Below are 20,041 nucleotides of genomic sequence, written 5' to 3'. Positions count from 1 at the left end.
AACGCCGACGCATGCCATCGGAGGGGGGTGGGGGTGTGGCGGGGGTTTGGGCTTGTGTCTTTCCGTTTCTCCCCCCCCCCCCCCTCCCTCCTCCTCCCCCCCCCCCCCCCCCCCCCCACCTCGATCAACCGCTTCGCCGAGGCGATGACACTGTTCGCGGCCGCGATGGCCGGCGTGTTCCCCATCCTGCACCTGGGCCGCCCCTGGTTCTTCTACTGGATCGCGCCCTACCCGGACCGCATGAACCTGTGGCCGCAGTGGCGCAGCCCCCTGGTGTGGGACTTCTTCGCGATCGGCACCTACATCATCGTTTCCTTCCTGTTCTGGTACATGGGCCTCATCCCCGACCTGGCGACGCTGCGCGACCGGGCGCATGGCCGGCTGAAGCGCATCACCCTCGGCCTGATGTCGCTCGGCTGGCGCGGCGAGGCGCGGCACTGGGCGCGCCACCAGTCGGCCTACCTGCTGCTCGGCGGGCTGGCGACACCGCTGGTGGTGTCGGTGCACTCGGTCGTGTCGCTGGACTTCGCGATCGGCAACACGCCCGGCTACCACTCGACGATCTTCCCGCCCTACTTCGTGGCCGGCGCGCTGTTCTCCGGCTTCGCGATGGTGCTGACGCTGGCGATCCCCTTGCGCAAGGCCTTCGACCTGTACGACTTCATCACGGACGTGCACCTGGACCACGCGGCCAAGGTGCTGCTGGCCACCGGCGCGCTGGTCGCCTACGGCTACGCCAGCGAGATCTTCATGGCCTTCTACAGCGGCGACGAATACGAGATCGCGATGACGCTGGACCGCTGGACCGGCGCCTACGCGCCGGTGTACTGGTCCATGATGGCCGTCAACGTGCTGCTGCCGCAGGTGCTGTGGTTCCGGCGCGTGCGGCGCAGCGCGAGCCTGCTGCTGCCGATCAGCCTGCTCGTCAACCTGGGCATGTGGATGGAGCGGGTCGTGATCGTGGTGCAGAGCACCTCGCACGACTTCCTGCCTTCGGCCTGGGGCCTGTTCGTGCCGACCTTCTGGGACTGGGTGTTCCTGCTTGGGTCCATCAGCACCTTCGCCTGGCTGTTCCTGGTGTTCATCCGGCTGCTGCCGGCGATCTCGATTTCCGAGATGCGCCTGCTCGCGCGCGAGAGCGTGCAGGAGGGCGCATGAAGCCCTGGGCGCTGATGGCGGAGTTCGCGAGCGCGGATGCGCTGCTCGCGGCGGCGAAGCGCGTGCGCGCGGCCGGCTACCGCCATGCCGAGGCCTACTCGCCCTTCCCGGTGGAAGGTCTGGCCGAGGCGCTCGGCGACGAAGGCGGCAGCGTGCCCTTCTGGACCTTCCTCGGCGGACTCGCCGGCGGCGTCGGCGGCTACTTCATGCAGTGGTACGCGGCGGTGGTGGACTATCCGGTGAACATCGCCGGGCGCCCGCTGCACAGCTGGCCCATGTTCATGCCCGTGACCTTCGAGATGGCGGTGCTGGGCGGCGCCTTCGCCGCGGTGCTCGCGATGCTCGCCGGCTGCGGCCTGCCGCGCCTGCGCCATCCGCTGTTCGCCGCGCCCGAGTTCGAGCTGGCCACGCGCAACCGCTTCTTCCTGTGCCTGCGCAGCGACGACCCGGCCTTCGAGCCGGAGCAGGCGCGGCGGCTGCTGCAGGAACTCGAACCGATCGCGTGCGTGGAGGTCGCGCCATGAAGCGGCTGCTGCTCGCCTGCGTGCTGCCGCTCGCGCTGGGCGGTTGCGAGCGCGCCATGCACGGCATGTACGACCAGCCGCGCTACGACACCGGCGAGGCGAGCCCGCTGTTCGCCGACGGCCGGGCCGACCGGCCGCCGCCCGCCGGCAGCGTGCCGATGGCCGCCGGCACGCTCGCCTTCACCAGCAGCGGGCGCAAGGGCACCGACCCGGTCGGGCAATGGGAGGCGGCGAGCACCAGCACGGCGCCGCCGCCCGTGACCCTGGCGCTGCTGCGGCGCGGGCAGGAGCGCTACGGGATCTACTGCCTGCCCTGCCACAGCCCCGTCGGCGACGGCGACGGGCCCGTGGTGCGGCGCGGCTTCCCCCGGCCGCCGAGCTACCACGAGGAGCGCCTGCGCGCCGCGCCGGACCGGCACTTCTTCGACGTGATCACGCACGGCCACGGCGTCATGCACTCGTACGCCGACCGCGTGCCGCCGGCGGACCGCTGGGCGATCGTCGCCTACATCCGCGCGCTGCAACTCAGCCAGCATGCCGAAGCGGCGCAGCTGCCGCCGGCGATCCGCGCCAAGCTGCCGGGAGCCGCGAAATGAAGCGCGCGCACTGGAGCGGCATCGCGTTGCTGGTGCTGGCCGTCGTCGCCGGCCTGCTCGTCGCGCCGCGGCTGCTGCTGGCCGGCTGGCTCGCGGCCTGGTGGTGGTGCCTGGGCCTGGTGCTCGGCTGCTTCACCAACGCGTGGATGAACCGCCTGAGCGGCGGCCGCTGGGGCGAGCCGCTGGTGGCGTCCTCGCTGTCGCTCGCGACGGCCATGCCCTGGCTGCTGCTCGCGCTGCTGCCGATCGCGCTGGGCCATGCCTGGCTCTATCCGTGGGCGGACGGTACCGACGCCTGGCTGCGCGGCATCGCGCGTCCGGGCTTCCTGCGCACCTGGCTGTCCACGCCTTTCTTCCTCGTGCGGCTCGCCGTCTACGCGCTCGCCTGGTGGTGGATCACGCGGCCCGCCTCGCTGGCGAGCAAGGGGCGCGCCGCGGCCTCGCTGATCCTGCACACGCTGCTGACCTCGCTCGCCGCGGTGGACCTGCTGATGTCGCTCGTGCCCGGCTGGTTCAGCACCGCCTTCGGGCTGGTGGTGCTGGCTGTGCAGGCGCTTTCCGGCGCCGCCGTGGCCGTGCTGTTCACGCGCGGGCTGCCCGGCGTGCGAAGCGGCGGCGTCGCGTCCGTGCCCTTGTCGCGCGACCTCGGCAACCTGCTGCTGATGTGGGTCATGAGCTGGGCTTATCTGGCCTTCATGCAGTTCCTGATCATCTGGGCCGAGAACCTGCCGCACGAGGTGGCCTGGTACGTGCCGCGCCTGCAGACCGGCTGGGTGGCCGTCGGCGTGGCGCTGGTCTTCCTGCAGCTGGTGCTGCCCTTCCTGGCCTTGCTGTTCCGAAGCGTCAAGGACAGGCCGCGGCGCCTGTGCGCCGTCGCCGTGCTGCTGCTGGCCGCGACGGCGCTCGACGCCACATGGATGGTGCTGCCCTCCGTGGACGCGCACACGCTGCACGGCTGGTGGCTGTTCCCCGCCCTGCTCGCCGCGGCGGCGCTGCTGCTCGCCGCGCGGCTCGCGCGCCAGCGCGCCAGCGAACCGGAGTTGCGCCATGCCGGGTGATGTCGCCACCCGACCCATCCTGTGGACCGGCATCGCGATCGCGACGACCGTGGCCGTGGTCGTCGGCGCCGTGTTCCTGCTGCTCGCCTGGTGGGACGCGGCACTTGACATCGACCGCGTGCGCATGCCCTACGCCGTGGAAGTGCCCGGCCCGGCGCTGGAAAGCGCGCCGCAACTGGACCTGGCGCGCTACCGCGCGGAGAAGCAGCGCATCCTGGATTCGGCGGCCTGGCTCGACGCGCAGCGGGGCATCGCGCGCATTCCCGTGGCCGACGCCATGGCCTGGCTCGCGGCCTCCGCCGCCTCCGCGCCGCGCGCACCGGAGGGCCGTCCATGAACTGGCGCCTGCTCATCGCCTGCGCCTGTGTCGTCGTGAGCGCCGCGTCGGCGCAGCCGCTCGCCTTGCCGCCGCCGCCCGACGCGGGGCTGGACCCGCATCCCGGCGCGCTCTTGCCGCTCGACGCGGTGCTGCGCGACGACCTGGGCCAGCCCGTGCAGTTGCGCGACTACTTCCATCCCGGCCAGCCCGTGTTGCTGGTCCTGGGCTACTACCGCTGCACCCAGCTGTGCGGGATGCTGATGCAGGGGCTGCTGGAGTCGCTGCGCGATGCGGGCCTGCCGCGCAGCGACTGGCGCATCGTCGGGGTCAGCATCGATCCGCAGGACACCCCCGCCGACGCGCACCGGCGCCGGCAGCTCGATCGCGCCTACGCCAGCTTCCTGGAAGGCGCGAACGCGCCGGCGCTGCCGCTGCACCTGGACCTGCTGGTCGCCGATGCGGCGCAAAGCCGGCGCATCGCGCAGGCCGTGGGCTTCCGGGCCGAGCGCCTGCCCACGCGTGCGGGAGAGCCGGCCGAGTTCGCGCATCCGGCCAGCGTGATCGTCGCCACGCCCGGCGGCGTGGTGTCGCGCTACTTCAACGGCGTGCGCTTCGACGCGCCGCAGCTGCGCTCCGCGCTCGTGCAGGCCTCGGGCGGGCGCGTCGGCGGCCTTGCCGACCAGGTGGCCCTGCTCTGTTCGCATTTCGCGCCGCTGGTGGGACGCCACAGCGGCACCGTGATGGGCATGGTGCGCCTGCTGTCGCTGCTGACGGTGGCGGCCCTGGCCTTCATCGCCTGGCGGCACCGGAGCCACGCATGAACGGCGACAGCGACGCCCGCCTGGGCGCGACCTTCCGCCTGCTGCAGCAGAGCGCCTCCAGCACGGCCGACCGCACCGACCTGCTGTTCACCGGCATGCTGCTGCTGTGCGGCGCGATCGCGCTGGCGATCACCGTCGCCATCGTCTACTTCTGCCTGCGCTTCCGCCATGGCCGCGCGGCGGAGCGCGGCCACGTGCACCGCAGCTTCAAGCTGGAACTGGCCTGGACGCTGATCCCGCTGGGCCTGTTCATCGCCCTGTTCACCTGGGCGGGGCACGACTTCGTCGCGCTGTACCGCGTGCCGGCCGACGCGCTGCCGGTGTACGTCGTCGCCAAGCAGTGGATGTGGAAGCTGCAGCACCGCAACGGCCGGCGCGAGATCAACGAACTGCACGTGCCGCTCGGCCAGCCCGTGCGCCTGGTCATGACCTCGCAGGACGCCATCCACAGCTTCTTCGTGCCCGCCTTCCGCCTCAAGCAGGACGTGCTGCCCGGGCGCTACACCGGGCTGTCGTTCACGCCGACGCAGCTGGGCACCTTCCACCTCTTCTGCGCGGAGTACTGCGGCTCGGACCACTCGCAGATGATCGGCCGCGTCGTGGTGATGACGCCGGCCGCCTACGGACGCTGGCTGGCGCAGGGCAGCGAGCACGCAAGCCTGGCGCAATACGGCTTCGCCCTGTTCCGCAAGCTGGGGTGCAGCGGCTGCCACGTCGCGGGCTCGACGGTGCACGCGCCGTCGCTCGCCGGCCTGCTCGGGCGGCAGGTGCACCTGCAGGACGGCCGCAGCCTGGTGGCGGACGAGAACTACGTGCGCGACTCCATCCTGCTGCCGAAGAAGGACGTGGTGGCCGGCTTCGCACCGGTCATGCCCTCCTTCGCCGGGCAGGTGAGCGAGGAGGACATCCAGGCGCTGATCGCGTACCTGCGCGAGGGGGCCGCTCCATGAACTACCTGCAGGACGGCCACGACCTGCGCTCCTGGCTGCTCACCACCGACCACAAGCGCATCGCGATCCTCTACGCGATCTCCATCACCTTGTTCTTCTTCGTCGGCGGCGCCGCTGCCACGCTCATGCGGCTGGAGCTCGCCACGCCCGCGGGCGACCTCGTCTCGCACACCACCTACAACAAGCTGTTCACCGCGCACGGCGTGATCATGGTGTGGCTGTTCCTGATCCCGTCGATTCCCTCCGTGCTGGGCAACTTCCTGGTGCCGCTGATGATCGGCGCGCGCGACCTCGCCTACCCGCGGCTGAACCTCCTGAGCTGGTACCTCTACATCGCGGGCGGACTCACCATCCTGGCGGCGCTGGCGCTCGGCGGCGTGGACACGGGCTGGACCTTCTACACGCCGTACTCCACGATGTTCTCCAACACCTGGGTGGCCGTGGCGCTGGCCGGCGTGTTCATCACCGGTTTTTCGTCCATCGTGACGGGCCTCAACTTCATCGTGACCGTGCACAGCCAGCGCGCACCCGGCCTCGGCTGGTTCCAGCTGCCGCTGTTCGTGTGGGCGATCTACGCCACCAGCGTGATCCTGGTGCTGGCCACGCCGGTGCTGGCGATCACGACGCTGCTGGTCATCGCCGAGCGGCTGCTGCACGTGGGCGTGTTCGACCCGGCCTACGGCGGCGACCCGCTGCTGTTCCAGCACCTGTTCTGGTTCTACTCGCACCCGGCCGTGTACATCATGGTGCTGCCGGCCATGGGCGTGGTGAGCGAGATCGTGCCCTGCTTCGCGCGCCAGCGCATCTTCGGCTACCGCTTCATGGCCTATGCGATCCTGGGCATCGCGACCATCGGCTTCCTGGTGTGGGGCCACCACATGTTCGTGAGCGGCCAGTCGGTGACGGCCAGCCTGGTGTTCTCGCTGCTCAGCTTCCTGGTGGCGATTCCCTCGGCCATCAAGGTGTTCAACTGGACGGCGACCCTCTACAAGGGCGCGATCCACTTCGACGCGCCCATGCTGTACGCGCTGGGCTTCGTCGGCCTGTTCACGATCGGCGGGCTGACCGGCCTGTTCCTCGCCTCGCTGACGCTGGACGTGCACCTGACCGACACCTACTTCGTCGTCTCGCACTTCCACTACATCATGGTCGGCGGTGCCGTGATGGCCTACTTCGGCGGACTGCACTTCTGGTGGCCCAAGGCAACGGGGCGGCTCTATCCCGAGACCTGGGCCCGCATCGCGGCGGTGCTGGTGTTCCTGGGCTTCAACTTCACCTTCTTCCCGCAGTACATCCTGGGCGTGCAGGGGATGCCGCGGCGCTACCACACGTATCCGCCGGAGTTCCAGGTGCTGAACCTGCTGTCCTCGGCGGGGGCGGTGGTGCTGGCGATCGGCTACCTGCTGCCGCTGGTGTACTTCGCGTGGTCGTACCGGTCGGGGCCCGCGGCGGGGGCGAACCCGTTCGGGGCGAAGGGGCTGGAGTGGGCGACCGGGTCGCCGCCGGCGACGCACAACTTCGAGGAGGTGCCGAGGGTGCCGGAGCGGGTGTACGACTACGACCCCAATGAGCCGAGAGCCCTCACCCCGGCCCTCTCCCGCGAGCGGGAGAGGGAGCAAGGAGGCGCGGCATGAGTGCTTCGGCGCGCATGGGGCCGGTGCGGGTGGTGCCGGCTTCCCTGGGCATGTGGATCTTCATCGCCTCGGAGGTGCTGTTCTTCGGCGGGCTGCTCGCGGCCTATCTCCATGGGCGGATCGCCTGGCCGCACGGATTCGGGCTCGCGAGCCGGCACACGCACGTCGTGCTGGGGACGCTGAACACGGCGGTGCTGCTCACCAGCAGCGCGCTCGTCGCCTTCGCGGTGGCGTGCGCGCAGCATCCGCGCCAGCGGCGCTGGACGGCGCGGCTGCTCTGGGCGACGGCGGCGCTGGGGCTGGTGTTCCTGGCGATCAAGGGCTGGGAGTACCGCCAGGAATGGAGCGAAGGCCTGTTCCCCGGCCCGGGCTTCGCGCTGCCGGAGCCGGGGGCGCAGATCTTCTTCATGCTGTACTGGGTGATGACCGGCATCCATGCCGTGCACCTGCTGTGCGGCATGGCGGCCGTGGCGCTGTTCGCGCGCGCCAGCGCGCGGCGGCGCGACTGGGTGACGCCCGGCCGCGTGGAGTGCCTGGCGCTCTACTGGCACTTCGTCGACATCGTCTGGATCTTCCTCTACCCCTTCCTCTACCTCGTGGAGCGGCACGCATGAACGACCGCGAATTCCGCGCGCACGCGCGCCACCTGCTCGTCGCCTGGATCGCGCTCATCGCGCTGATGCTGGGCAGCCTGGCCAGTTCCTACGTGCCGCTGGGTGTCGCCAACGGGCTCATCGGCGCGGGCATCGCCATCGTCAAGTCGGCGATCGTGGTCGCGCTGTTCATGGGGCTGCTGCGCGCCGGCGCGCTGTTGCGCATCGTCGCCGCCACGGCGCTGGGTACCTGGTGCATCCTGTTGGCGCTGGGCGGACTGGAATCGGCGACGCGGCCGCAGGAGCCGGCCGTCGTGCAGCAACCGGGGCAACTGGGAGGCGGACCATGAGCAAGGACACGGGTGGACGGCAGGTCGTCGTCGTCACGGGCGCTTCGGCCGGCATCGGCCGCGCCATCGCGCAGGAGTTCGCGCGGCACGGCTGGCGCGTCGCGCTGCTGGCGCGCGGCACCGACGGACTCGCCGGCGCGAAGAGCGACGTCGAGCGCCTGGGCGGCGAGGCGCTGGTGATCCCCACCGACGTCGCCGACGCGCAGCAGGTGGAAGCGGCGGCGGCGCAGGTGGAGGCGCGCTGGGGCGTCATCGACGTCTGGGTGAACGACGCGATGGCCACCATCTTCGCCGAGGCGCTGACCATCACGCCCGAGGACTACAAGCGCGCGACCGAGGTGACGTACCTGGGATCCGTCTGGGGCACGCTGGCCGCCCTGCGCCGCATGAAGCCGCGCGACCGCGGCACCATCGTGCAGGTCGGCTCCGCGCTCGCGTACCGATCGATCCCGCTGCAGGCGCCCTATTGCGGCGCGAAGGCGGCCGTGCGCGGCTTCATCGACTCGCTGCGCTGCGAGCTGGCGCACGACCGCAGCCGCGTGCACCTGACGATGGTGCAGCTGTCGGCCTTCAACACGCCGCAGTTCGAGTGGGGCCGCACCAACCGCGACAAGCGCCCGCGCCCCATGGGCAAGATCTTCCAGCCGGAACTGGCGGCACGCGCGGTGTACTGGGCGGCGACGCACCGGCGGCGCGAGCTGTGGGTCGGCTGGCCCGCGGTGCAGGCGATCCTGGGCACGCGCGTGATCCCCGGGCTGCTGGATCGCATGCTGGGCCGGACGGCGGTGGATGGGCAGCACACCGACGAGCCCCTGCCGCCGGGGCGGAAGGACAACCTGTGGCAGCCGGTGGCGGGGGACCATGGGGCGCATGGGCGGTTCGATGCGCAGGCGCACCGGGGCAGTTGGCAGTACTGGGCGACGACGCACCAGGGGGCGCTGGCCGGGGCGGCTGCGGCCGCCTTGGCAGTGGCGTCATTGATCGTGTACCGCCGGCGCTAGCCGTCGCTCACGAAAGCGCGAGGGGGCGATCGTGTGGCAAAGTCGGGCTGACTTCATCGACAACCGCTTGCCAGGAAACAGGAATTCGCAAAATGTTCGGAGCTTTCCGGCGCTTCATGTCCACCGACCTCGCCATCGACCTGGGCACGGCCAACACGCTGATCATCGCCCAGGGCGGCGGCGTCGTGCTGGACGAACCTTCCGTGGTGGCCATCCGCCATGAAGGCGGCCCGCAGGGCCGCAAGACCCTCTCCGCCGTGGGCCACGAGGCCAAGGCGATGCTGGGCAAGGTGCCGGGCAACCTCACCGCGATCCGTCCCATGCGGGACGGCGTGATCGCCGACTTCACCGTCACCGAGCAGATGCTCAAGCAGTTCATCAGGATGGTCCACCCCCGGTCCGTCCTGAAGCCGAGCCCCCGCATCATCATCTGCGTGCCCAGCGGATCCACCCAGGTGGAACGCCGCGCGATCCGCGAGTCGGCCCTGGCCGCCGGCGCGAGCGAGGTCCACCTGATCGAGGAACCCATGGCCGCGGCCATCGGCGCCGGCCTGCCGGTCTCCGAGGCCTCGGGCTCGATGGTCGTCGACATCGGCGGCGGCACCACCGAGGTCGGCGTGATCTCGCTGGGCGGCATGGTCTACAAGGGCAACGTGCGCGTCGGTGGCGACAAGTTCGACGAAGCCATCATCGGCCACATCCGCCGCAACTACGGCATGCTGATCGGCGAGCCCACGGCCGAGACCATCAAGAAGCGCATCGGCACCGCCATGCCCGTCGGCGAGGTCCAGGAGATCGAGATCACGGGACGCCACCTGGCCGAGGGCGTGCCGCGCAGCTTCACCGTCAGCTCCAACGAGATCCTGGAGGCCTTGACCGAGCCGCTGAACAGCATCGTGTCGGCCGTCAAGAACGCGCTCGAGCACACGCCGCCGGAGCTGGGCGCCGACATCGCCGAGCGCGGCATGATGCTGACCGGCGGCGGCGCGCTGCTGCACGACCTGGACCGCCTGCTCGCCGAGGAGACCGGCCTGCCCGTGCTGGTGGCCGAGGATCCGCTCACGTGCGTGGTGCGCGGCTGCGGCATCGCGCTGGACCACATGGAGCGACTCAGCTCCATCTTCACGAGCGAGTGAGCTGCCACCACGGCGGCAGCAGGCCGCGCACGGCGGGGCGGGCGAAGCGGTCGTCGATCAGGTAGACGATGCCCCGGTCCTCCTGCGTGCGGATCACGCGGCCCGCCGCCTGCACGACCTTCTGGATGCCCGGGTAGAGATAGGCGTAGTCGTAGCCGGCCCCGAACACCGCGTCCAGGCAGGCCTTGAGCTGCTCGTTGCGCGGGTTCACCTGGGGCAGGCCCAGGGTGGCGACGAAGGCGCCGACCAGCCGGTCGCCCCGCAGGTCGACGCCTTCGCCGAAGCTGCCCCCCAGGACCGCGAAGCCGACGCCGGCGCCGCCGGGCACGAAGCGGTCCAGGAATGCGCTGCGCTGCGCTTCGTCCATGCCGCGCTCCTGCACCCACATGGGGATGTGGGGATGAAGCTGCCGCAATTCCGCCGCCACCATGTCGAGGTACTGGAAGCTGCTGAAGAACGCGAGATAGTTGCCCGCCTGCGCCGCGAACTGGCCGGCGATGAGCTGCGCGATGGGGCCGGCGGAGCGTTGCCGGTCGGGCCAGCGCGTGGAGATCGAGCTGACCAGCTGCACCTGCAGCTGCTCGGGGCGGAAGGGGGATGCCACATCGATCCACGCGGCGTCCTCCGGCAGCCCCAGCATGTCCATGTGGTAGCGCCGCGGGTTCAGCGTGGCGGAGAACAGGGTGGCCGTGCGCGCCGCCGCGAAGCGCGGCTTCAGGAAGGACGCCGGAATGAGGTTCTGGATGCGCACGGTGGTGGCGGCGCGGCGGCCGGCGTCCTGGTCCTGCGTGACTTCGAGCACGGAGTGCGTGCCGAAGCTCTCGGCCAGGCGGGCGAATGCGAGGAGGTCGAAGTACGCCTGCTGCAAGCCTGCGTCCGCGGCGCCGGGCGCGGCCTCGGCCAGCTGCGCCTCCATCGCCTGCGTCACCTGCCGCAGCGCGGTGAGGAAGCCGCCGGGCAGCGAGGCGAGCGGGCCTTCCGCCTGCGCAGCGGCCCTGCGCAAGGCACTCCACTGGCGATCGAGCTTCGCCAGCGCCTGGCGCACCGGTGCGCTCGCCGTGGCGCGCACGGCGCGCAACGCAGCCTGCGCCAGCGAGGCCGAGTACATGGCCCGGCCGCGCTCCACGAGGTTGTGGGCCTCGTCGGCCAACACGCCGACGCGCCAGTCGCCGGCGAGCGTCATGGCGTACAGCATCGCGCTGCCGTCGAACCAGTAGTTGTAGTCGCCCACGACCAGGTCGGCCCAGCGCGCCAGTTCCTGCGCCAGGTAGTAGGGGCAGACCGCGTGGCGCAAGGCCAGCTCGCGCAGCGCCGCTGCATCCAGCAGGCCGCCCTCCAGGGCCGCGGCCCGCGCGGCCGGCAGGCGGTCGTAGAAGCCGCGCGCCAGCGGGCACGCGTCGCCGTGGCAGGCCTTGTCGCGGTGCTCGCAGGCCTTGTCGCGCGCCGTCAGCTCCAGCACCCGCAGGCGCGAGGCGGGTGCGCCCTGCCGCAGCAGCGCCGCCGCATCCAGGGCCAGCCGCCGCCCGGTGCTCTTCGCCGTGAGGTAGATGACCTTGTCCAGGCCGTGCGGCGCCGCGCCCTTGAGCATGGAGAAGACCGTGGCGATGGTCTTGCCGATGCCCGTCGGCGCCTGCGCCAGCACGCAACGGCCGGTGGCGGCGCCGCGGTAGACGGCGGCCGCGAGCTCCCGCTGGCCGGGGCGGAAGCCGGCATGCGGGAAGGCGAGCGCCGCCAGCGCCTGGTCCCGCTCGCGGCGATGGGCCAGCTCCTGCTCCGCCCAGGCCAGGAACGCGCGACAGCGGTCCTCGTAGAAGGCGCGCAGCGATTCGGCGGTGTGCGTTTCGACGAAGCTCGTCTCCTGCTGCGTGGCGACGTCGAAGTACACGAGGGCCAGGTCCACTTGCGCCAGGCCGCGGGCCTGGCAGAGCAGCCAGCCGTAGACCCTGGCTTGCGCCCAGTGCAGGTGCCGGTGGTTCGCCGGCTGCCGCTGCAGGTCGCCGCGGTGGGTCTTGATCTCCTCCAGCCGGTTCGCGGCGGGGTCGTAGCCGTCGGCGCGGCCGCGCACGAGCAGCGGCCCGTACTCGCCGCGCAGGGGGATCTCGGTCTCGTAGCCGGCGCCGCGGCGGCCGGCGACCAGCTGGTGGCCGGCGATGCCCTCCTGCGCGCTGGGCGAGGGCGTGAAGCGCAGGTCCAGGTCGCCGCGCTTGGCGGTGAATTCGCACAGCGCACGCACGGCGACCGAATACTGCATCGGGCGATGGTAGCTTCGTGCACCCGAGCCCGCCGTCGCGGCGGGCGCATGCCTCAGGACAGCCGCCGGGCCTCGACCTCGATCACGTCGCCGCCTGCCGGCGCGCGATAGGCACCTTCAGGCGCCCGATAGGCCCGGCGGAACGCGTCCCGCGGGCCGAAGTGCATCACGAAGGGCGCCACCGGCCGGCCGGTGAGCCGCAGCCACAGCATGCGCGCGCCCCAGACCGCCAGCAGCAGCATGAACATCACCATCATGCTGGCGGCGAACACGAGGCCCACGGCGAAGAGGCCCAGGCGGAGGCAGAAACGGAGGATGGATTGCATCGAGGACCATTCTGACCCAAAAAGAAAGCTCGGGTTCCGTAGGCCTTTTCACTGGCCGCCCATGATCTCCAGCACCTGCTCGCGCAACCAGCGGATGCCCGCGTCGGCCTCCGCGTGGGCCGACCAGCACAGGAGCGAGCGATAGCCGGGCAGGTCCAGCGGAACCGGGCTGGTCACCAGTTCGTCGGCGTAGTGCACGGCCACGCGGCGGCCGATCACGGCGATGTGGTCGCCGTGCAGGAGCTGGTGCACCAGCTGCCCGAAGCTGGGGACGGCCAGCTGCGCGAGGCGCGCGCGGCCCTGGCGCGCCAGCGCCTGGTCGATCACGTCGTCGAGCGTGAGGCTGCCGTAGCCGAGGAAGACCTGCGGGGTCGTGCAGAACTCCTCCAGCGTGACGGGCCGGCCCGCGAGCGGATGGCCCGCGCGCATCGCGCAGACGTAGCGGTCCTCGTACAGCACCTGCGTTTCCATGCCGCGCGGCGGGTCGATGCGGGCGATCACGCCGATGTCCAGCTCGCCCCGGTCCAGCTGCTCGCCGATCGCGCCGGTGCGCACCGGCACCCAGTGGATGCGCGCGCCGGAGCCGCTGGCGATCAGCCGCCGCGACAGCTCCGGCAGCAGCAGGCGGCTGCCATGGTCGGAGCCGGCCACGCGGAAGATGCGCTCGCTGCGCGCCGGATCGAACCCGTCGCCCTCGAGCATCGCGGTGATGCCCGCCAGCACCTGCTCGACCTGCGGCGCCAGAGCATGCGCCCGGGCCGTGGGCACGACGCCGGTGGAGGTGCGCGTGAACAGCGGGTCGTCGAAGGTGGCGCGCAGGCGGTTCAGCGAGGCGCTCACCGCCGGCTGGCTGAGGAACAGGCGCGCCGCCGCGCGCGAGACGCTGCGCTCGCGCATCAGCGCGTCGAAGGTGCGCAGCATCCCGATGTCCAGGCTGCGGATATCACGCGTGGCCATATCTCATATCCAGATTTTCGATTTGCCGGTGCGCGGGTCCCGGGGGCACCATCGACGGACTTCGAATCCGCTCCCCACCCCACACCAGGAGACAAGTATGCAGATCAGCAGGCGGCACTGCCTGGCGCTCGCCGGCGCCGGCCTCGCGACGGTGGCCCTCCCGGGCCGCGCGCAGGCTTTCCCCAACCGGCCCGTGCGCATCGTGCCCTTCGGCACGGGCGGCGGCCCGATCGACACCCTCGCCCGCGTGTACGGCGACAAGCTGGCGGCCCGCTGGGGCCAGCCCGCGGTGGTGGAGCCCAAGCCGGGGGCGAGCGGCATCCTGGCCGCCGACTACGTGGCCAAGGCCGCGCCCGACGGCCACACGGTCATGTTCACGCTGCCGCTCACGCACGTGAACAACGCCATCCTGCACCCCAAGCTGCCCTACGACCCGGTCAAGGACTTCACCCCGCTGTCGATGATCGGCACCGGCGGCCCCGCGCTGGTGGCCCGCGCCGACGCGCCGTACAACAACGTCCGCGAGTTCGTGGAGTTCGCGAAGAAGCAGCCCAAGGGTCTGACCTACGGCACCTGGGGCAACGGCTCCACGGCGCACCTGTTCTGCGAGCTGCTGCGCCGCCAGACCGGCACCAACCTGATCCACGCGCCCTACAAGTCGGAAGCGGCGGCGCACAACGACATGTTCGGCGGCGTGCTGGACTTCGCCTGGGCCAATCCCTCGACGGCGCGGGCGCAGCTGCAGGGCGGGCGCATGAAGGTGCTGGGCATCACGGGCACGGCCCGCGCGTCGATCCTGCCGGACGTGACGACTTTCAAGGAACAGGGCTTCCAGGGCTACGACATCGACAGCTGGATCGGCGTGTACGGCCCGGCCGGCCTGCCGCAACCCATCGTGACCGCCTGGGTCGACGCGCTGCGCGACATCACGCACATGGAAGACATCCGCACGCGGCTGACCGGCTACGGCTTCGAGCCCCTGGCCAACACGCCGGCGGAATTCATGGCGCGCTACCGCGCCGACTACCCGCGCATGGCCGAACTGATCAAGGCCGCAGGAGTCACGGCCGGATGAATGCACGCGTGATCCCGATCCAGCCGGACACCGGCACGGCCTACGGCCTGCCCCAGCCGACGTACAAGGCGGAGCTGACCGAAGTCGGCCCCGGCACGCCCATGGGCGAGCTGATGCGGCGCTACTGGCATCCCGTCGGCCTGTCCAGCGACGCGTGCGAGACGCCGCGAAAGGTGCGCGTGCTCGGCGAGGACCTGATCCTGTTCCGCGACAAGTCGGGCCGCCCCGGCCTGGTGTACCCGCACTGCGCCCACCGCGGCACCTCGCTCTATTACGGCAAGGTGGAGGAGCGCGGCATCCGCTGCTGCTACCACGGCTGGCTGTTCGACGTGCAGGGCCACTGCGTGGAGCAGCCCTGCGAGCCCGAAGGTGGGCGCCACCGCGACAAGGTGCGCCAGCCCTGGTACCCGGTGGAGGAGCTGTACGGCCTGGTCTGGGCCTACATGGGCCCGCCGGAGCGCAAGCCTGTGCTGCCCCGCTACGAATGCCTGGAGCAGCTGGAGGAAGGCGAGATCCTCGAGGCCAACGACGACAGCATCGGCGGCGGCGGGCCGCAGGTCATCCCCTGCAACTGGCTGCAGCACTACGAGAACCTGGTGGACCCCTTCCACGTCGTCGTGCTGCATTCCAGCTTCAGCGGCACGCAGTTCGTCGAGCAGATGGCCGTGATGCCGAAGGTCGACTGGGAAGTGCAGCCGCTGGGCGTGCGCACGGTGTCCGTGCGCAAGCTGCCCGACGGCAAGACCTTCCGGCGCATCAGCGAGGCGGCCGTGCCGACGCTGCGCGTGATCCCCAGCCCGCGCGTGGGCCGCTACGGCCCCGTGGAATCGATCGGCTGGGTGCTGCCCATCGACGACCACCACTACCGCATCTACGTGGTGGGCCGCGTGCGCGAGATCGGCGACCTGGCCCGCATGCGCTCGCGTCCCGACGGCAAGCGGCTGTGGGAGGAGCTGAGCGAAGAGGAACACCAGCGCTACCCGGGCGACTACGAAGCCATGGTCAGCCAGGGCGCGATCGCGAAGCACTCGCAGGAGCACCTGGCGACCACCGATCGCGGTCTCGTGATGCTGCGCCGCTTCCTGCAGAAGCAGCTGGAAGTGGTGCAGCAGGGCGGCGATCCCGCCGGCGTGAGCTTCGATCCCGCCGCGGCGCCGGTGCGCTTCAGCGCCGGCAATTTCCTGGAGGACTGAGGCGTGGAGGCGGAGTTCTGGGTCCAGCTCGCGCGCAGCGGCAGGAAGGTGCCGGTGGCCAGCGAGCAGTCTGTGGTCGACGCGCTGCGGGCGCACGGCGTGGAGATCGCCACCTCCTGCGCGCAGGGCGTGTGCGGCACCTGCCTCACCCGCGTGATCGAGGGCGAGCCGGATCACTGGGACATGTACCTCACGCCCGAGGAGCAGGCGGCGAACGACCAGTTCTGCCCCTGCATCTCGCGCAGCCGCAGCGAGGTGCTGGTGCTGGATCTCTGAGGGCGGCTAGCATCGGGTCCGGGATCACCCGGAACACCAGATGCTCATCGCCAACCCACGCGCCACGCGCACCAGCTATCCCCCCGAACTCCGGGCCATCCTGTCCGTCGCGCGTGCGCGGGAGAGCCGGGAATGGCTCGCCAGCTGGGGCGGGATCCGTCCCGGCGCGACGCCGCTCCATGCGCTGCCGGGCCTGGCGCGGGAACTCGGCCTGGGCCAGGTGCTGCTGAAGGACGAGTCGGTGCGCTCACCCCTCGGCAGCTTCAAGGCGCTCGGCGCGCCCGTCGCCCTGGTTCGCCTGGTGATGCGGCTGTGGCCGCGGGAGAAGATGGACGCGCGGGCACTCTTCGCCGGCGCGCACGCGGCGCTTCTGCGGGACTTCACCGTCATCAGCGCCACCGACGGCAACCACGGCCGCGGGCTCGCCGCCGCGGCGCGCAGCCTGGGCTGCCAGTGCGTGATCGTGCTGCATGCCAAGGTGAGCGCGGAGCGCGAGCAGGCGATCGCGGCGCTGGGCGCCCGCATCGTGCGCGTCCCGGGCAACTACGACGACTCCGTGGAGGAAGCGGCGCGGCTCGCGCGGGTCAACGGCTGGCACGTGGTCTCCGACACCTCGTACGAGGGCTACGAGGAGATCCCGCGCGACGTGATGCAGGGCTACGGGACGATCGCGGCGGAAGTCGTCGAAGCCGTCGATGCGGCGCGCACGTCCCTCACGCACGTGCTGCTGCAAGGTGGCGTGGGCGGGCTGCCGGCGGCCGTCGCGAGCTACCTGTGGGAGGTGTACGGCGATCGGCGCCCCGCGATCGTGGTCGTCGAACCCGAGCAGGCGGACTGCCTGTACCAGAGCGCGCTGCAGGGCAGGCCGGCGAAGGCGAGCGGCTCGGTCGATTCGGTGATGGCGGGCCTGGCCTGCGGCGAGACCTCGCCCCTGGCGTGGCGCTTCCTGGCGGAGGGCGCGGATTTCTTCCTGACGGTGCGCGACGAGGATGCCGTCGAAGCGATGCGACTGCTCGCCAGGGGCAACGCGACGGACCCGCCGGTCGTATCCGGCGAATCGGGGGCGGCGGGCGTGGCCGGCTTGCTGCGGCTGGCGCGCGATCCCGGGCTGGCGCGTGGGGCCGGCCTGGGCCGTGACGCGCGCGTGCTCGTCGTGAGCACCGAAGGCGCGACGGCGCCGGGTGTCTACGCGGAACTGGTCGGCGAATCCGCGGGTTCCGTGCTGGCGCGGCAGCAGGCCTTCCTGGGCCGCGCGAAAGGAGCGCCCGCATGACGGCGCCGCCCGTTCGCCGCTGGCTCGCCGAAGCCGCGGCTCGCATCGAAGCGACGCTCGGTCCGATGCGCGTGCGGCGCGTGGCGTTGCCGCCGCTGCGGGAGCCGCCGGGCAAGGAGGGCGAGTTCTGCGCTGTGCAGCTCGAGGACGGCAGCGTGGGCCTGTCGTTCGCGCTGCTGGATGGCACGCTGCGGAACCTGCATGCACGGCCGGCCCTGGCCGCGGGCACGCCCGCGGCGCAGCTCGTCGCCGGCTTTGCGAGTGGCGACGGTGCGCAGCGCGCGCTCGGCCTCGCCACGATCAACGCGCTCACGCGCAGGCTGTACGACCGCGCCGGCTTCGCGCCCGACGATTCGGTGGACTCCTTCGGCTCGCTGGGCCTGCGCGCGGGCGACCGGCTGGGCATGGTGGGCCACTTCTCGCCGCTGATCCGGCACGCGCGGGATCTCGGCATTCCCGTGGTCGTGCTGGAACTGCGGGCCGATCTCGTGCGGGAGGAGCCGGGTCTTGTCGTCACGCTCGACGCGCAGCGGCTGGCAGGTTGCAACAAGGTGGTGTCGACCAGTTCCGTGCTGTTGAACGACACCTTCGAGCAGGTGGCCAGGCATTGGCGGCATGCCGAGGCGGTGGCGATCGTCGGGCCTTCGGCCGGGTGCCCGCCGGATGCGCTGTTCGGGGCGGGCGTGAGCGCGGTCGGTTCGGCCTGGATCGTGGATGCGGAGGCTTTCCTCGCGCGGGTCGATTCAGGGGAGAAATGGGGGGCGGCGTCGCGGAAGGTGACGGTCACGCCGGAGGGCTATCCGGGGTTCGAGCGGCTGCTCGAAGCGACGGCGAGGCATGCAGGATGACGCAGGAAGAACATGATGAACACCGCCGCGCGCGAAGCCCCTGGCGCGGCGGCTGGCTAGGGCTCTATGTCAACCCGGAAGACCCGCGGCTCTGGGTCCCCAAGAAGCGCCCGGGGTTCGGCTGGACGCTGAACCTCGGCCACCGGCATGCGGGCTTGGCCGTCGCGCTGCTGGCCGCGTACGTGGCGGCAGCCGTCGCGGCTTCCTTGCTCCTGGACTCGTAGTACCGAGCGCGGCAGGCCTGCCTTGCTCCCTCTCCCGCTTGCGGGAGAGGGGCGGGGTGAGGGTGATTCCGCCTGCGCCGCGTGCCCTCACCCCAGCCCTCTCCCAGCGGGAGAGGGAGAACACCAACCCCGGATTCAGGCGACAGCGCGCAACCGGTCCACATCCGCAGACACGATCACCTCCAGGTGCCTCGTGATCTTCTCCACCGGCCAATCCCACCACGCGATGGCCTCCAGCTCCGCCACGATGTCGGGCGGGAACCTCGCCTTGATCGCACGGGCCGGATTGCCGCCGACGACCGTGTACGCGGGAACGTCGGACACGACGACCGAGCGCGACGAGATGATCGCGCCGTTGCCGATCCGCACCCCCGGCATCACCAGGCAGTCGTAGCCGATCCAGACATCGTTGCCGATGACCGTATCCCCCTTGAAAGGCAGGTCGCCGGGCTGCGGCATCACGCGCTCCCAGCCGTTGCCGAAGATCTGGAACGGGTAGGTCGAGATCCCCGAGATCTTGTGGTTGGCGCCGTTCATGATGAACTTCGTGCCGCGAGCGATGGCGCAGAACCTGCCGATCACGAGGCGGTCGCCCAGGAAGGGGTAGTGGTAGAGGACGTTGCGCTCGAAGTCCTCGGAGTCGTCCGGGTCGTCGTAGTAGGTGTACTCGCCCACCACGATGTTCGGGTTGCGCACCGTGTTGCGGATGAAGCAGACCTGCGGGAAGCCTGCCATCGGATGCTTCTCGTCGGGCCCCGGTCCGTTCATGGCGCCTGTCCGTCGCGCAAGATCTTCTCCAGCGCCTTCCCCTTCGCGAGCTCGTCCACCAGCTTGTCCAATTGCCGGATCTTCTGCATCAGCGGATCCTCGACTTCCTCCACGCGGACGCCGCACACCACGCCCTCGATCAGCGCACGGTCCGGATGCATCGCCGGCGCCTCGGCGAAGAAGGTCTCGAAGTCGACCTGCCGGTCGATCTGCTTCTGCAGTCCCGCCGCGTCGTAGCCCGTCAGCCAGCGGATCACCTGGTCGACTTCCTGTTTCGTGCGGTTCTTGCGCTGCGCCTTCTGCAGGTACATCGGATAGACCTTGGCGAAGGGCGTGGCGAAGATGCGGTGCCCGGCCATGTCAGATGCGGTAGGCGCGGCGGATCTCGGGCGTGACGAGGTCCTGGTAGTCCGGGTTCTTGCGCAGGAAGGCCGCGATGAAGGGGCAGGCGGGAATCGCCATGAGCGAGCGGCGCCGCACCTCGTCCAGCGCGTGGCGCGCGATGGCCGAGCCGTAGCCGCGGCCCTCGTACTCGGGAAGCACTTCCGTGTGCGAGAAGAGCATGCCCGTCTTCAGCAGGTCGTATTCCGCGAAGGCGACCAGCTCGCCGCCCGCGTGGAGCTCGAAGCGGTGCTTCTCCTGGTTGTCCGACAGCTGCACAGCTTCGCTGGTCCCTGCGTCTTCCATGCGTTCCTTCCTCGCACACCGGG

The 20,041-nt window shown here is 71.0% G+C and carries 23 protein-coding genes and 1 pseudogene; 18 read left to right on the top strand and 6 right to left on the bottom strand.

The window, feature by feature from the left end:
• Window positions 1-27: 27 nt before the first annotated feature.
• The 12 genes from nrfD to ACY0MJ_RS21510 all read left to right on the top strand — a co-directional run bounded on the left by nrfD (window position 28) and on the right by ACY0MJ_RS21510 (window position 10,140).
• A complete protein-coding gene (gene nrfD / locus ACY0MJ_RS21565) occupies window positions 28-1,158 on the top strand; it encodes an NrfD/PsrC family molybdoenzyme membrane anchor subunit (RefSeq protein WP_462640615.1) in 1,131 nt (376 codons plus the stop codon).
• Window positions 1,155-1,682 carry a DUF3341 domain-containing protein gene (locus tag ACY0MJ_RS21560; RefSeq protein WP_462640614.1) on the top strand — a complete coding sequence of 176 codons (528 nt, stop codon included), beginning with the start codon at window positions 1,155-1,157 and terminating at the stop codon, window positions 1,680-1,682. The genes nrfD and ACY0MJ_RS21560 overlap by 4 nt, the downstream gene beginning before the upstream one ends.
• On the top strand, window positions 1,679-2,278 hold the full coding sequence (locus ACY0MJ_RS21555; RefSeq protein WP_462640613.1) for a c-type cytochrome: 600 nt from the start codon (window positions 1,679-1,681) through the stop codon (window positions 2,276-2,278). Before ACY0MJ_RS21560 ends, ACY0MJ_RS21555 begins: the two co-directional genes overlap by 4 nt.
• Window positions 2,275-3,336 (top strand): hypothetical protein, encoded by a 1,062-nt coding sequence (locus ACY0MJ_RS21550; protein WP_462640612.1) that lies wholly within the window; start codon window positions 2,275-2,277, stop codon window positions 3,334-3,336. The genes ACY0MJ_RS21555 and ACY0MJ_RS21550 overlap by 4 nt, the downstream gene beginning before the upstream one ends.
• Entirely contained in the window at window positions 3,326-3,673 is a 348-nt protein-coding gene (locus ACY0MJ_RS21545; protein WP_462640611.1) for a hypothetical protein, read from the top strand. The genes ACY0MJ_RS21550 and ACY0MJ_RS21545 overlap by 11 nt, the downstream gene beginning before the upstream one ends.
• Complete coding sequence (locus ACY0MJ_RS21540) at window positions 3,670-4,476, top strand: SCO family protein (protein ID WP_462640610.1); 807 nt, start codon at window positions 3,670-3,672, stop codon at window positions 4,474-4,476. The genes ACY0MJ_RS21545 and ACY0MJ_RS21540 overlap by 4 nt, the downstream gene beginning before the upstream one ends.
• A complete protein-coding gene (gene coxB / locus ACY0MJ_RS21535; protein ID WP_462640609.1) occupies window positions 4,473-5,426 on the top strand; it encodes a cytochrome c oxidase subunit II in 954 nt (317 codons plus the stop codon). Before ACY0MJ_RS21540 ends, coxB begins: the two co-directional genes overlap by 4 nt.
• The gene (gene ctaD, locus ACY0MJ_RS21530; RefSeq protein WP_462640608.1) at window positions 5,423-7,060 is read left to right on the top strand and encodes a cytochrome c oxidase subunit I; all 1,638 of its coding nucleotides are present in this window, start codon (window positions 5,423-5,425) and stop codon (window positions 7,058-7,060) included. The genes coxB and ctaD overlap by 4 nt, the downstream gene beginning before the upstream one ends.
• On the top strand, window positions 7,057-7,674 hold the full coding sequence (locus ACY0MJ_RS21525; RefSeq protein ID WP_462640607.1) for a cytochrome c oxidase subunit 3: 618 nt from the start codon (window positions 7,057-7,059) through the stop codon (window positions 7,672-7,674). Before ctaD ends, ACY0MJ_RS21525 begins: the two co-directional genes overlap by 4 nt.
• Window positions 7,671-8,003 carry a cytochrome C oxidase subunit IV family protein gene (locus ACY0MJ_RS21520; RefSeq protein WP_462640606.1) on the top strand — a complete coding sequence of 111 codons (333 nt, stop codon included), beginning with the start codon at window positions 7,671-7,673 and terminating at the stop codon, window positions 8,001-8,003. Before ACY0MJ_RS21525 ends, ACY0MJ_RS21520 begins: the two co-directional genes overlap by 4 nt.
• Window positions 8,000-9,004, top strand: a complete 1,005-nt coding sequence (locus ACY0MJ_RS21515; protein WP_462640605.1) for an SDR family oxidoreductase — start codon at window positions 8,000-8,002, stop codon at window positions 9,002-9,004. The genes ACY0MJ_RS21520 and ACY0MJ_RS21515 overlap by 4 nt, the downstream gene beginning before the upstream one ends.
• Window positions 9,005-9,096: 92 nt before the next feature.
• Window positions 9,097-10,140, top strand: a complete 1,044-nt coding sequence (locus ACY0MJ_RS21510) for a rod shape-determining protein (RefSeq protein WP_462640604.1) — start codon at window positions 9,097-9,099, stop codon at window positions 10,138-10,140.
• On the opposite strand, the gene ACY0MJ_RS21505 is transcribed toward ACY0MJ_RS21510, so the two are convergent.
• From ACY0MJ_RS21505 to ACY0MJ_RS21495, 3 genes are read right to left on the bottom strand one after another with little or no spacing between them, the layout of a single operon-like run.
• Entirely contained in the window at window positions 10,127-12,391 is a 2,265-nt protein-coding gene (locus tag ACY0MJ_RS21505) for an ATP-dependent DNA helicase (RefSeq protein WP_462640603.1), read from the bottom strand. The two genes, ACY0MJ_RS21510 and ACY0MJ_RS21505, sit on opposite strands and share 14 nt — an antisense overlap.
• Before the next feature lie 53 nt (window positions 12,392-12,444).
• Entirely contained in the window at window positions 12,445-12,717 is a 273-nt protein-coding gene (locus tag ACY0MJ_RS21500; RefSeq protein WP_462640602.1) for a hypothetical protein, read from the bottom strand.
• A 48-nt stretch (window positions 12,718-12,765) separates the two neighbouring features.
• Entirely contained in the window at window positions 12,766-13,674 is a 909-nt protein-coding gene (locus ACY0MJ_RS21495) for a LysR family transcriptional regulator (protein ID WP_462640601.1), read from the bottom strand.
• Window positions 13,675-13,771: 97 nt separating this feature from the next.
• Between ACY0MJ_RS21495 and ACY0MJ_RS21490 the strand changes: the two genes are divergently transcribed.
• The 6 genes and pseudogenes from ACY0MJ_RS21490 (at window position 13,772) to ACY0MJ_RS21465 (ending at window position 18,563) form a co-directional block, all read left to right on the top strand.
• Window positions 13,772-14,749 carry a Bug family tripartite tricarboxylate transporter substrate binding protein gene (locus tag ACY0MJ_RS21490; protein WP_462640600.1) on the top strand — a complete coding sequence of 326 codons (978 nt, stop codon included), beginning with the start codon at window positions 13,772-13,774 and terminating at the stop codon, window positions 14,747-14,749.
• Window positions 14,746-15,942 (top strand): Rieske 2Fe-2S domain-containing protein, encoded by a 1,197-nt coding sequence (locus tag ACY0MJ_RS21485; protein WP_462640599.1) that lies wholly within the window; start codon window positions 14,746-14,748, stop codon window positions 15,940-15,942. The genes ACY0MJ_RS21490 and ACY0MJ_RS21485 overlap by 4 nt, the downstream gene beginning before the upstream one ends.
• 6 nt (window positions 15,943-15,948) lie before the next feature.
• Window positions 15,949-16,218: pseudogene (locus ACY0MJ_RS21480) on the top strand (2Fe-2S iron-sulfur cluster-binding protein); the annotation flags it as partial.
• Window positions 16,219-16,258: 40 nt separating this feature from the next.
• Complete coding sequence (locus tag ACY0MJ_RS21475) at window positions 16,259-17,491, top strand: diaminopropionate ammonia-lyase (protein WP_462640598.1); 1,233 nt, start codon at window positions 16,259-16,261, stop codon at window positions 17,489-17,491.
• Window positions 17,488-18,339: a Rossmann-like domain-containing protein gene (locus ACY0MJ_RS21470; protein ID WP_462640597.1), complete on the top strand. Its 852-nt coding sequence runs from the start codon at window positions 17,488-17,490 to the stop codon at window positions 18,337-18,339. Before ACY0MJ_RS21475 ends, ACY0MJ_RS21470 begins: the two co-directional genes overlap by 4 nt.
• Complete coding sequence (locus ACY0MJ_RS21465) at window positions 18,336-18,563, top strand: DUF5808 domain-containing protein (protein ID WP_462640596.1); 228 nt, start codon at window positions 18,336-18,338, stop codon at window positions 18,561-18,563. The genes ACY0MJ_RS21470 and ACY0MJ_RS21465 overlap by 4 nt, the downstream gene beginning before the upstream one ends.
• Before the next feature lie 135 nt (window positions 18,564-18,698).
• On the opposite strand, the gene ACY0MJ_RS21460 is transcribed toward ACY0MJ_RS21465, so the two are convergent.
• Genes ACY0MJ_RS21460 through ACY0MJ_RS21450 form a run of 3 tightly spaced genes read right to left on the bottom strand, consistent with a single transcriptional unit; the run spans window position 18,699 to window position 20,018 of the window.
• Complete coding sequence (locus ACY0MJ_RS21460; protein ID WP_462640595.1) at window positions 18,699-19,331, bottom strand: Vat family streptogramin A O-acetyltransferase; 633 nt, start codon at window positions 19,329-19,331, stop codon at window positions 18,699-18,701.
• Window positions 19,328-19,690 carry a DUF2200 domain-containing protein gene (locus ACY0MJ_RS21455; RefSeq protein WP_462640594.1) on the bottom strand — a complete coding sequence of 121 codons (363 nt, stop codon included), beginning with the start codon at window positions 19,688-19,690 and terminating at the stop codon, window positions 19,328-19,330. Before ACY0MJ_RS21455 ends, ACY0MJ_RS21460 begins: the two co-directional genes overlap by 4 nt.
• Before the next feature lies 1 nt (window position 19,691).
• Window positions 19,692-20,018, bottom strand: a complete 327-nt coding sequence (locus ACY0MJ_RS21450; RefSeq protein WP_462640593.1) for a GNAT family N-acetyltransferase — start codon at window positions 20,016-20,018, stop codon at window positions 19,692-19,694.
• Between the last annotated feature and the right edge of the window lie 23 nt (window positions 20,019-20,041).

Source organism: Ramlibacter sp. bp-362 (assembly GCF_054956735.1).
Note: the sequence above shows the minus strand (reverse complement) of the source record. Positions and strands in the feature narration are given on the sequence as shown.

What these genes read in the sequence shown, in the direction of transcription:
- ACY0MJ_RS21505 (WP_462640603.1), bottom strand. Translation starts at nt 12,391, where the DNA reads ATGCAGTATTCGGTCGCCGTGCGTGCGCTGTGCGAATTCACCGCCAAG.
- ACY0MJ_RS21490 (WP_462640600.1), top strand. Translation starts at nt 13,772, where the DNA reads ATGCAGATCAGCAGGCGGCACTGCCTGGCGCTCGCCGGCGCCGGCCTC.
- ACY0MJ_RS21520 (WP_462640606.1), top strand. Translation starts at nt 7,671, where the DNA reads ATGAACGACCGCGAATTCCGCGCGCACGCGCGCCACCTGCTCGTCGCC.
- coxB (WP_462640609.1), top strand. Translation starts at nt 4,473, where the DNA reads ATGAACGGCGACAGCGACGCCCGCCTGGGCGCGACCTTCCGCCTGCTG.
- ACY0MJ_RS21525 (WP_462640607.1), top strand. Translation starts at nt 7,057, where the DNA reads ATGAGTGCTTCGGCGCGCATGGGGCCGGTGCGGGTGGTGCCGGCTTCC.
- ACY0MJ_RS21495 (WP_462640601.1), bottom strand. Translation starts at nt 13,674, where the DNA reads ATGGCCACGCGTGATATCCGCAGCCTGGACATCGGGATGCTGCGCACC.
- ACY0MJ_RS21545 (WP_462640611.1), top strand. Translation starts at nt 3,326, where the DNA reads ATGCCGGGTGATGTCGCCACCCGACCCATCCTGTGGACCGGCATCGCG.
- ACY0MJ_RS21460 (WP_462640595.1), bottom strand. Translation starts at nt 19,331, where the DNA reads ATGAACGGACCGGGGCCCGACGAGAAGCATCCGATGGCAGGCTTCCCG.
- ctaD (WP_462640608.1), top strand. Translation starts at nt 5,423, where the DNA reads ATGAACTACCTGCAGGACGGCCACGACCTGCGCTCCTGGCTGCTCACC.
- ACY0MJ_RS21475 (WP_462640598.1), top strand. Translation starts at nt 16,259, where the DNA reads ATGCTCATCGCCAACCCACGCGCCACGCGCACCAGCTATCCCCCCGAA.
- ACY0MJ_RS21555 (WP_462640613.1), top strand. Translation starts at nt 1,679, where the DNA reads ATGAAGCGGCTGCTGCTCGCCTGCGTGCTGCCGCTCGCGCTGGGCGGT.
- ACY0MJ_RS21455 (WP_462640594.1), bottom strand. Translation starts at nt 19,690, where the DNA reads ATGGCCGGGCACCGCATCTTCGCCACGCCCTTCGCCAAGGTCTATCCG.
- ACY0MJ_RS21485 (WP_462640599.1), top strand. Translation starts at nt 14,746, where the DNA reads ATGAATGCACGCGTGATCCCGATCCAGCCGGACACCGGCACGGCCTAC.
- ACY0MJ_RS21500 (WP_462640602.1), bottom strand. Translation starts at nt 12,717, where the DNA reads ATGCAATCCATCCTCCGTTTCTGCCTCCGCCTGGGCCTCTTCGCCGTG.
- ACY0MJ_RS21470 (WP_462640597.1), top strand. Translation starts at nt 17,488, where the DNA reads ATGACGGCGCCGCCCGTTCGCCGCTGGCTCGCCGAAGCCGCGGCTCGC.
- ACY0MJ_RS21465 (WP_462640596.1), top strand. Translation starts at nt 18,336, where the DNA reads ATGACGCAGGAAGAACATGATGAACACCGCCGCGCGCGAAGCCCCTGG.
- ACY0MJ_RS21450 (WP_462640593.1), bottom strand. Translation starts at nt 20,018, where the DNA reads ATGGAAGACGCAGGGACCAGCGAAGCTGTGCAGCTGTCGGACAACCAG.
- ACY0MJ_RS21515 (WP_462640605.1), top strand. Translation starts at nt 8,000, where the DNA reads ATGAGCAAGGACACGGGTGGACGGCAGGTCGTCGTCGTCACGGGCGCT.
- ACY0MJ_RS21560 (WP_462640614.1), top strand. Translation starts at nt 1,155, where the DNA reads ATGAAGCCCTGGGCGCTGATGGCGGAGTTCGCGAGCGCGGATGCGCTG.
- ACY0MJ_RS21540 (WP_462640610.1), top strand. Translation starts at nt 3,670, where the DNA reads ATGAACTGGCGCCTGCTCATCGCCTGCGCCTGTGTCGTCGTGAGCGCC.
- ACY0MJ_RS21510 (WP_462640604.1), top strand. Translation starts at nt 9,097, where the DNA reads ATGTTCGGAGCTTTCCGGCGCTTCATGTCCACCGACCTCGCCATCGAC.
- ACY0MJ_RS21550 (WP_462640612.1), top strand. Translation starts at nt 2,275, where the DNA reads ATGAAGCGCGCGCACTGGAGCGGCATCGCGTTGCTGGTGCTGGCCGTC.